Origin of the sequence: Clostridium sp. Cult1, from assembly GCF_021655095.1 — a bacterium.
Lineage (GTDB): Bacteria > Bacillota > Clostridia > Tissierellales > Tepidimicrobiaceae > Schnuerera.
Map to the genome: position 1 here is coordinate 204,958 of NZ_PPXW01000001.1, position 10,024 is coordinate 214,981.

Here is a 10,024-nt window from a genome sequence, read left to right on the forward strand (position 1 = left end):
TCTCTTTCTTTGTTTACGTCCTGAATAAGCATAGTGTAATGATTTCATAACTGCTTGATTAGCAGGTCTATATAATTTGCTTTTAGCACCATAATATCCTTTTGCTTGTTTCAAAACTTTTTTATGTCTTTTTCTAGCAGTTACACCGCTTTTTACTCTTGCCATTTTTACTACCTCCCTTATCTATCCGCTTCTAATTTATTATGGTATTAATGAGTCGATTCTCTTTTGATCGCCTTTACTTACTATAGCTGATTTTCTTAAGTTTCTAATTCTCTTTGGAGATTTCTTTCCAGTTTTATGGCTCTTATAAGCTTTATATCTCCTAATTTTACCTGTTCCTGTTCGTTTAAGCCTTTTAGCTGCACCTCTATGAGTTTTCATTTTTACCTTTTTCGCCATTTATATTACCTCCCTTACTTACTCTGTTTTTGGAACTAGATACATAATCATATTTCTACCTTCCATTTTAGGATGCTTATCTATAACTCCGTGTTCAGAGGTTAATTCTGCAAAATTGATTAAGACCTCTTTTCCAGCATCGGTATGGCCTAATTCTCTACCTCTAAATCTAACACTTACTTTCACTTTATCTCCATTTTTCAAAAAGTCTATCGCTCTTCTTGCCTTTACATTTAGATCATGTTCTTCAATATTTGGTGTCATTCTGACTTCCTTAACATTGATAACCTTTTGATTCTTTCTAGCTTCTTTCTCCTTTTTAGCTAATTCATATTTATACTTCCCATAGTCCATAATCCTACATACTGGTGGCTTTGCATTTGGAGCTACTTTAACTAAGTCTAACTTCCTGTCAAAGGCCATTTCTAAAGCTTTTTTAATTGGCATTACACCTACTTGACTTCCATCTACATCGATAAGTCTAACTTCCCTTTCCCTAATTTCTTCATTAATTTGAAGTTCTTTAATATTACTGCACCTCCTAATTTTTTAAAAAATAAAAGCGGGTAAAAAATACCCGCTATACGCCCAATAGACAATACGATAGTTTAATCATAAACTATCCTATCTTTAACTGTAACCTTATGAGCCATAGCTATAAGGTGAGAAGCGGATACTTCTACTTGTTCCCATATTCAACTACCATAAACATTATATGTTAGAATAAATATTTTGTCAAATATTTTTTATTTATTTTCCAATATTATTTTGCCAATTCGTATAGAGCTTGAGCATATATTTTGGTAATCTTCATCAAATGTTCAATGGAAATAAATTCATCTTTTTGATGAGCTACCTCTTTTTGTCCAGGAAATACTGGTCCAAAAGCTACAGCGTTTTCCATAGCCCTAGCATAGGTTCCTCCACCTATGGTAATAGGTTGGCTTTCTACATCTCCAGTTTGTTCCCTATATACCTTCATAAGCTTTTCAACCAAAAAATTATCCTTTGGAATGTATAAGGGTTTCATATCTGAATTTCCTTCTTCTAATTCAATTCCTGTTTCTTGTAAATTAGCCCTGATACCGTCATAGACTTCTTTTGCACTACTCTTAATTGGATATCTTACATTTATAGTCAATCTTATTTCTTCATCATTAGCTCTAATTACTCCTGGATTGAAGTTTAACTTTCCAGATACATCATCTTCAAGTCCACATCCAATATCTTCTCCATGATGTCTAAACCCAATTCTATCATTATAGATATTAATGAACTCACATAGATTACATTCACATGAAAGTAATTTACCCAAAAATGCCATTAAATAAGAAATAGCATTTTCTCCTTTCTCTGGAGTGCTTCCGTGGGCAGATATACCTTTAGCAATTATTTTTACTTTATCTTCATCCTTCTCTAAGGACAGTGGATATTTGGTGTTTTCAACAAAATTATTTAGTTTTTTTTCTATCATAGATGGATCTTCGGCTTTTAATATAGCTTCACAATAATCAGGTACCATATTAGCTGCATTTCCACCTTTAATGCTTTCAATAACTAATCCGTTACAATTATTGGAGTCAACCTTCTTTACTAAATCAAATACTATAATCCCCTTTTCTCCATATATAACTGGAAAATCTGCATCTGGTGTAAAAGCCATATCCGGAGCTTTCTCATGATCAAAATAATAGTTCATACAACCCCAACCAGTTTCTTCATTGGTTCCAAATATTATTCTAATCTTTCTATTTAACTTTACTCCCGATTCTTTTAAAGCTTTCATAGCATACATACATGCAATAGCAGGACCTTTATCATCAGTAGTACCTCTACCATAGATCTTATCATCGTGGACTTCTCCTCCGTATGGTGGGTAAGTCCACCCATCCCCTTCAGGAACCACATCTAAATGTACTAAAACACCTACTGTTTCTTCTCCATTTCCTAAATCAGCATGGCCAGCATAACCATCAAAATTTTTAGTTTTAAAGCCCATTTCTTGACAAAGATTTAAAGCAAATTCTAAGGCTTTATATGGACCTTCTCCAAAAGGCATATTGGGTTTTGCTTCTTCTTCTACACTTTTAATCTTAACTATATCCTGAGTGGATTTTATGATATCTTCCTTATAGCTTTCCACTAGTTTAATAAATTCCATTAAATCACCTCATTTTCCTTAGTTAATATTATTATATCCTTACATATTATTTCCTTCAACTTTTAATATGATTATTTTTATATTAAAGAATTAAATGGTTACACTATAATTTAGAAATATAGAAAAAGGTGGGGATAGATTGAAAAGAAAAAAGCTTATTTTTTTAGTTTTGATAATCAGTATTATTGCATCTACTATACTTCTATTTGATAAGTATTATCCATCACCAGAATTAAGTAGATTTAAAATAGGAGATAGGGTGGCCATTTGGGCTATCACCATAATTTTATTGGTTTATTATATAAAATCTAGTTCTAAACCTCAATTGGTTCCATCTGTTTTATCTAGTGAAAAGATAGCTAATAAAGAAAAGGACCAATCCAATGTTTCCTTTAAAGATGTAGCAGGTTTAGAAGAGATAAAAGAAGAACTTCAAGAAACCATAGATTTTATTAATAATTCCAGTAAGTATAGAAGAATGGGAGCCAAAATTCCAAAAGGTATACTATTTTATGGACCTCCAGGAACAGGGAAAACTTTGTTAGCAAAGGCAGTAGCAGGAGAAACCAATTCTGTCTTTCTATACGCTAGTGGTTCTGAATTCGTTGAAAAGTACGTAGGCGTAGGAGCTAAAAGGGTTAGAACTCTATTTGAGAGAGCCAAAAAAGAAGCTCCAAGTATTATATTTATTGATGAAATAGATGCCATTGGAACCAAGAGAAATTTAGAATCAAATAATGAAAAGGATCAAACTTTAAATCAGCTTTTAGTGGAAATGGATGGTTTTAATACTAATGAAACGGTTATAGTAATTGGCGCTACCAATAGACTAGATCTATTAGATGAAGCATTATTGAGACCAGGAAGATTTGACAGACATATTTTTGTTGGAAATCCAAATATGAAAGCTCGAGAACAGATTTTAGAAGTCCATACCAAGAATAAACCTCTAGATAAATCTATTAATATAGTAGATATTGCAAAGAAAACCCATGGTCTATCAGGAGCAGAACTAGCCAATATAGCCAATGAAGCTGCCATTATAGCTGTTAGGAACAATAAAACTAAGATTAGCATTGAAGAATTTGATGCAGCCATAGAAAGGGTATTAGCAGGTTTAGAAGTTAAAAACCCAACAGTTCTATTGAAAGAGAAAAAAACCGTTTCTATCCATGAAGCTGGGCACGCTTTGGTTGCTAAAATACTTAAGACGGAAATGGTCCAAAAAATTTCCATTATACCAAGAGGGCAAGCTTTAGGTTATGTTTTAAAGTTTCCCGATGAAGATAGATATCTATTAACGGAAAAGGAATTGATGAACAAAATAGTTACTCTATTGGCAGGTCGAGCTGCTGAACAATTAGTTTTCAATGAAGTAACAACTGGAGCAAAAGATGATTTAGACAAGGCGACTAATATTGCAAGAGAAATGGTCTGCAGCTACGGTATGAGCTCTCTAGGTCCTATGGCTGTAGATGAACATTATATTAAGCATAATTATGAAATACTGAGGATTGAAATACAGAAAATTCTAGATAAAGGATATAAAGATGCATTAAAAATTTTAGGAGAAAATAAAGATATGCTTCACCATATATCCAACACTCTAATGGAAAAGGAAACCATTGATAGTGAAGAGTTAGACGGGATATTTAAAATATATGAAAAACCTATAGATTGTGCAACGTAAATGTAAATAAGAAGATATATATGTTATGAATTTAAATCAGGCAGACACATGTGTCTGCCTGATTTATTGTTATTTTATTTTTTATTCTCAACTTCTTCCAGTACCCTATCTATAAATTCATCTAGCTTAAATTGACCAATATCTCCTTCATCTCTCTTGTTTACTGATACTGATCTACCTTCCACTTCTTTTTCACCTACTATTAGCATATAAGGTATTCTTTGAAGTCTAGCTTCTCTGATTTTATATCCTATTTTTTCAGCCCTTTCATCAATATCTACCCTAAGGCCTCTATCTTCCATTTCCTTTTTAATTTCATAGGCATAGTCATTAAACTTATCAGAAATGGGAAGGACTGTAGCTTGAACTGGTGCAATCCATACTGGGAATTTACCTGCAAAGTGTTCAATCAATATTCCCATGAACCTTTCAATACTGCCTAGAATTGTTCTATGAAGCATTACTGGTCTTTTCTTTTCGTTATCTTTATCTACATAAGTTAAATCGAACCTTTCAGGCATTTGGAAATCCAATTGGATTGTACCGCATTGCCAGGTTCTTCCTATAGCATCTTCCAGATGGTAGTCAATCTTTGGTCCGTAGAAGGCTCCATCTCCCTCATTTAAAATATAGTCAATTCCCTTTTCTTCTAAAGCCTCCTTTAAACTATTAGTTGCTAATTCCCATTGTTCTTCTGTACCCATGGAGTTTTCAGGTCTTGTAGATAATTCCACATGATATTTGAATCCAAATATACTGTAGATATAATCGGCTAAGTCGATTATATTTATTATCTCTTCCTTTACTTGAGATGGCAATGCATATATATGAGCATCGTCTTGAACAAAGCTTCTCACTCTCATTAATCCATGAAGGGCACCCGATAGTTCATGGCGGTGAACTAATCCTAATTCTCCCCATCTAAGAGGAAGGTCTCTATAGCTATGCATCTTAGATTTATATACCAATATAGAACCAGGACAGTTCATAGGTTTTATAGCGTATTCGGCATCATCGATTTCTGTAAAATACATATTCTCCTTATAATGATCCCAGTGCCCTGATTGTTGCCATAGGTCTTCGTTTAGTATAATAGGAGTCTTTAGTTCACCATAACCTCTTTTTACATGCTCTCCTTTCCAGAAATCTTCAAGTATATTTCTTACTATCATTCCCTTTGGATGGAAGAAAGGAAATCCAGGACCTTCTTCATGGATACTAAATAAATCTAGTTCTTTTCCTAATTTTCTATGATCTCTCTTCTTTGCTTCTTCTAACCTCTGGAGATAAGCTTCTAAGTCCTTCTTCTTTTCATAAGTTGTTCCATAGATTCTTTGAAGCATTTTATTCTTTTCGTCCCCACGCCAATAAGCTCCAGCTATACTTAATAATTTTACTGCTTTAACCTTTTTTGTATCTAATAAATGAGGTCCAGCACATAAATCGGTGAATTCTCCTAATTTATAGAAAGATATTTCCTCATCTTCTGGAAAGTTCTCTATTAAATCTACTTTGTAAACTTCCCCCATTTCCTCGAAATGCTTAAGGGCTTCATCTCTTGGCATGACAAATCTTTCTAATCTATGGTTTTCTTTAACTATTTTTGCCATTTCCTCTTCTATTTTTTCTAAATCCTCTGGTGTAAATCTATGCTCTGTATCAAAATCGTAATAGAAACCGTCTTCTATAGCAGGCCCAATAGCAAATTTTACATCTGGGAATAACCTCTTTACTGCTAAGGCCATTATATGGGCTGATGTATGCCAAAATATTTCCTTTCCTTCTTTGTCTTCAAACTTAACTATTCTTATATTTGCATCTTCATCAATAGTCTCTTGCATTCCCTTTGTCTTACCGTTAACTACAGCTCCTAACGCTACTCTAGCTAATCCTTCACTAATATCTTTTGCTACTTCTAATACGGTTACTCCTTTATCATATTCCCTTATAGAATTATCTGGTAATGTAATTATTATCTTTTCCATTTTAATCTCCTTTCCATATCTATAATTAAAAAACCTCTCGTCTCTGCATAATGCAGGGACGAGAGGTTAACTCCCGTGGTTCCACCCTATTTGGTACTCAATTTATATAACGCATAATAGCGGATATCCTTCTACCTATGGTTTTGGGATACGACTCTGGGGTGGTCTTCAGTTATTCTTTCCATAGGGAGACTTTCAGCCTAAGGACTCCCCTCTCTAGTTGGTCTAAATAACCTACTCTTCCCATCAACGTCTTTTTCATATTGATTTGATTTCTTATTTTAACACAATATACCCAGTTATTCAAGTTTTATTCATAATTTTATATTAATTATTTAATGTAGATAAAATTTCGTCTATGGAAAACATAATCTGATCTCCTGTCTTCATATTCCTTAAAGTATATTTACTTTGTTTTACTTCTTCTTCTCCTATAATAAGGGCATAAGGGATATTTAGCTTATCTGCAAAACCAAACTTTTTCCCCATTTTAGCTTTTTCCAAATATATTTGAGTATTAATATTATTTTCCCTAAGAACTTTACCTATTTCTACAGCCTTTTCTAGATAACCTTCCATCGGAATAATTATAACTTTAGTTAATGAATTATCCTCTACGTTAATTAATTTTGCTTCGTTTAATTGATAAAATAGTCTAGTAAGGCCTATGGATATACCTACCCCTGGAAGCTTTTGTTTGGTATAGTATTCGGCTAAGTTGTCATATCTACCACCTGAACATATGCTTCCTATTTGAGGATAATCATTTAGGAAGGTTTCATATACAGTACCTGTATAATAATCAAGGCCTCTTGCTATAGTTAAATCTATGGAATAATTATTTTCAGGAACTCCAAATAAACCTACATAATGACTTACAGCCTTTAGTTCTTCCAATCCTTCTTTAAAGATTCCATTTTCAATTTTTAGTTCTTCCAAACTATTGAGTTTTTCTTCATTATTTCCCTTTATCTGGATAAACTCTAATATCTTATCTATAGTAGTAGTCTCCAACTCTTGTTCTTCTAATTCCTTAATGACTCCGTTTAAACCGATTTTCTCTAATTTATCCACAGTTCTTAGTATTTCCGTTGAGTCTTCGACTCCTAACCATTGGAAAAATCCTTTTAATACTTTTCTATTGTTAATCTTTATAGTAAAGGAATCGAAACCTAAATCCTTAAAGGTAGAATAGATAATACTTGGTATTTCAGCATCGTTTATAATATCTAGACTACCGTTACCAATTATATCTATATCACATTGGTAAAATTCCCTAAATCTTCCTCTCTGAGCTTTTTCCCCTCTATACACTTTTCCTATATGGTATCTTCTAAAGGGAAAAGTTAATTCTGAAAAATGCTGAGCTACATATCTAGCAAGGGGTACAGTCAAATCAAACCTTAAGGCTAAATCTGTCTCTCCTTTTTCAAATCTATATATCTGTTGTTCCGTTTCTCCACCACCTTTTGCTAACAATACCTCTGCTTTTTCTATCACTGGCGTATCAATAGGTAAAAATCCGAACTTTTCATAATTTTTTCTAATGGTATCCATCATTTTATTAAACAATATCTGCTCCGATGGTATTAATTCCATAAAACCTGCCAGTATAGATGGCTTAATTATATCTTTACTCATATGTATACCTCCAAACATGAAATCATTTATTACTATGATATCATTTAAATTATTTTTTTCAATAAAATTATAGAATAAAATGAAGCTCTTTCAATCCCCTAGCTTCATTTTATTAGTCGTTTTTAATTTTAACCTTCCCTTTACATTTTTCACATCCTAGGCAAAAATATACTTTATCTTGAAATACATCGACTATGATTTTAACTACATCTCTTTCTCTGTTTTTTTCATCCAAATGGATTATTATATTTTTAGGAGATAGGACTATTAATGAGCTAATAAGTAAATCATCCTCGCTAATACTTACACTATCTAATTCTTCAACAACTTCTTCAAAAAAATTATTATCTATTTTATTATCATTATTATCTAATAGTGTATAATTCTCATCTTCAAAAACTATATTAACTAAATCATATTTTGGTTCTTGAGCTTCAACAAAATATTTCAGTATTTTGATAAACTCTCTATATTCCTTTTCTACAGTATACTCTTCCACTCCCTTGTCAATGACTAAATCTATGAAAAGGTTGAAACCTTTTAATCTAAATAGCATGAAACCATCTACTGAAATGAAAGGTATATCCATAATATAATTCTTTATTTGGCTATTTATATATTCTTTTTCTACAGTAAAATTCTCTTCATCTAATAGTAGTTCTTTGGATATTTCTACAACTTCCATTTTTTCATTAGCTTTTAAGTTTCTAAAATTAGTACCTATCTGTTTATAAATAATATCTTTAGAATATATATTTAGTATTAAGTCCAATATTAGTTTAGTTACATCGTTATAAAAATTCTTTAAAGATCTATTTTTAACAGGAGCTATATTGAATAAATGCCTTGATTCATAATCTATTTCTTCGATTTCTACTTTTTTATTTGAGAAGTAATTATTGATTATTTCTCTTGCTTTATCAATATCTTTATTTAACGCAATCTGAATCTTCATCGACTTCACTCCCTTCTTGTTACTAGTATGCACTCTCCTAAAGTGTATATACTGCATAAAGAGTTACTCTATTGGCAATATAGAGTAATTATTGTTCCAATATCTATAACTTTTTCATCACTTAACCAAAAAATTTTTTTATTGTGTTTCTTAATGAAATTTATTATTTTAACTTTATCAGGATGATCATCTAAGTGACCAGAAAATACAAAATCATCATTAGATAGATTGCCAGTTGCTCCACCAATAAAGCCATAAGGATAGCTTGGTAGCTCTATATATCCTGGTCTAATTAATAATACATCTATTCCAAGATTTTTCAATTTCTTATATATAGGGTAATCTGCTGTTATGATTGAATTATTACTAACGATAGCCATAGAGCATTTAGTATAGCCTTGTTTTATATTTATAAACTCCAATTTCTCTTTTTTTAAATAGTATTTTAATTTCTCATCTGTATATTCAAAATTATGTATTGCAAAATTACCTATCCTCCCTACATTATATGCAACATCCATCGGATACTCTTTTCCTAATTCTGTATCTCCTTTTATAATTTTAATACCCAATCCATGTAACTTGTCTTCATAATAATCAAAAACATTTGGTGCAACTATCAATGTATTGTGGTTAATGGGATGTATTACAATATCTGGATGATAGGAAATTGGTTCTGCTACTTCTTTACAGGCAATGGTAGGTATTATATTTATGTTTAGCTTTTTAAGTCTTGCTGCAGCACTAGGAAAAATACGACCATCTATAATAACCCTATTAGCAAATCTATTTGGAATAAAAGGATTAGTTAACATTCTATCACCGCTTTATCAAAAAATTAAACCTTCTATTATAGGAATAATAGAAGGTTTACTATGGAGGCGGCACCCAGATTTGAACTGGGGAATAAAGGTTTTGCAGACCTCTGCCTTACCACTTGGCTATGCCGCCATATTGAAATTTGTGAATAAAAGAACTTACTACCAGTTTTAGCGGCTCCGACTAAGTGACTCGCACCAAATCGAAATACATGATTTGGGCTCCCTACTTATGCCTTACCACTTGGCTATGCCGCCATATTGAAGTTTTTAATGGAGCGGAAGACGGGATTCGAACCCGCGGCCCTCGCCTTGGCAAGGCGATGCTCTACCACTGAGCCACTTCCGCACTGGTGCCCAGAGGCGGAATCG

9 protein-coding genes, 2 tRNA genes and 2 other annotated features are annotated in these 10,024 nt (G+C 32.4%); of the genes, 1 reads left to right on the forward strand and 10 read right to left on the reverse strand.

Annotated elements, in window-relative coordinates; all coding sequences use genetic code 11:
• The 4 genes from rplT to pepV all read right to left on the reverse strand — a co-directional run.
• Positions 1–165 (reverse strand): 50S ribosomal protein L20 (gene rplT, locus C3E89_RS00870; RefSeq protein WP_236913418.1); only part of this gene is annotated, 165 nt, incomplete at its 3' end.
• A 36-nt stretch (positions 166–201) separates the two neighbouring features.
• Positions 202–402: a 50S ribosomal protein L35 gene (gene rpmI, locus C3E89_RS00875; protein WP_236910617.1), complete on the reverse strand. Its 201-nt coding sequence runs from the start codon at positions 400–402 to the stop codon at positions 202–204.
• A gap of 18 nt (positions 403–420) precedes the next feature.
• Entirely contained in the window at positions 421–948 is a 528-nt protein-coding gene (infC, locus tag C3E89_RS00880; protein ID WP_236913419.1) for a translation initiation factor IF-3, read from the reverse strand.
• 2 nt (positions 949–950) lie between these two features.
• Positions 951–1,093: a sequence feature (ribosomal protein L20 leader region), on the reverse strand.
• A gap of 72 nt (positions 1,094–1,165) precedes the next feature.
• Entirely contained in the window at positions 1,166–2,563 is a 1,398-nt protein-coding gene (pepV, locus tag C3E89_RS00885) for a dipeptidase PepV (RefSeq protein ID WP_236910618.1), read from the reverse strand.
• Positions 2,564–2,702: 139 nt separating this feature from the next.
• Between pepV and ftsH the strand changes: the two genes are divergently transcribed.
• Entirely contained in the window at positions 2,703–4,253 is a 1,551-nt protein-coding gene (ftsH, locus tag C3E89_RS00890) for an ATP-dependent zinc metalloprotease FtsH (protein WP_236910619.1), read from the forward strand.
• A 74-nt stretch (positions 4,254–4,327) separates the two neighbouring features.
• Here the strand turns inward: ftsH and thrS are convergent, their stop codons facing one another.
• The 6 genes from thrS to C3E89_RS00920 all read right to left on the reverse strand — a co-directional run bounded on the left by thrS (position 4,328) and on the right by C3E89_RS00920 (position 10,001).
• Complete coding sequence (thrS, locus tag C3E89_RS00895) at positions 4,328–6,238, reverse strand: threonine--tRNA ligase (protein ID WP_236910620.1); 1,911 nt, start codon at positions 6,236–6,238, stop codon at positions 4,328–4,330.
• 51 nt (positions 6,239–6,289) lie between these two features.
• Positions 6,290–6,497 (reverse strand) — a binding site (T-box leader).
• Positions 6,498–6,565: 68 nt separating this feature from the next.
• Positions 6,566–7,879, reverse strand: a complete 1,314-nt coding sequence (gene hisS, locus C3E89_RS00900) for a histidine--tRNA ligase (protein WP_236910621.1) — start codon at positions 7,877–7,879, stop codon at positions 6,566–6,568.
• A 112-nt stretch (positions 7,880–7,991) separates the two neighbouring features.
• On the reverse strand, positions 7,992–8,834 hold the full coding sequence (ytxC, locus tag C3E89_RS00905) for a putative sporulation protein YtxC (protein ID WP_236910622.1): 843 nt from the start codon (positions 8,832–8,834) through the stop codon (positions 7,992–7,994).
• A 68-nt stretch (positions 8,835–8,902) separates the two neighbouring features.
• Positions 8,903–9,649, reverse strand: coding sequence for a DUF6873 family GME fold protein (locus C3E89_RS00910; RefSeq protein WP_236910623.1), 747 nt, complete (start codon positions 9,647–9,649; stop codon positions 8,903–8,905).
• A 61-nt stretch (positions 9,650–9,710) separates the two neighbouring features.
• A tRNA-Cys gene (locus C3E89_RS00915) sits at positions 9,711–9,785 on the reverse strand.
• A 141-nt stretch (positions 9,786–9,926) separates the two neighbouring features.
• A tRNA-Gly gene (locus tag C3E89_RS00920) sits at positions 9,927–10,001 on the reverse strand.
• Positions 10,002–10,024: the final 23 nt, after the last annotated feature.

Excerpts from the sequence above, each read along its gene's own strand:
- ytxC (WP_236910622.1), bottom strand. The coding sequence starts at position 8,834 with ATGAAGATTCAGATTGCGTTAAATAAAGATATTGATAAAGCAAGAGAA.
- hisS (WP_236910621.1), bottom strand. The coding sequence starts at position 7,879 with ATGAGTAAAGATATAATTAAGCCATCTATACTGGCAGGTTTTATGGAA.
- thrS (WP_236910620.1), bottom strand. The coding sequence starts at position 6,238 with ATGGAAAAGATAATAATTACATTACCAGATAATTCTATAAGGGAATAT.
- rpmI (WP_236910617.1), bottom strand. The coding sequence starts at position 402 with ATGGCGAAAAAGGTAAAAATGAAAACTCATAGAGGTGCAGCTAAAAGG.
- pepV (WP_236910618.1), bottom strand. The coding sequence starts at position 2,563 with ATGGAATTTATTAAACTAGTGGAAAGCTATAAGGAAGATATCATAAAA.
- C3E89_RS00910 (WP_236910623.1), bottom strand. The coding sequence starts at position 9,649 with ATGTTAACTAATCCTTTTATTCCAAATAGATTTGCTAATAGGGTTATT.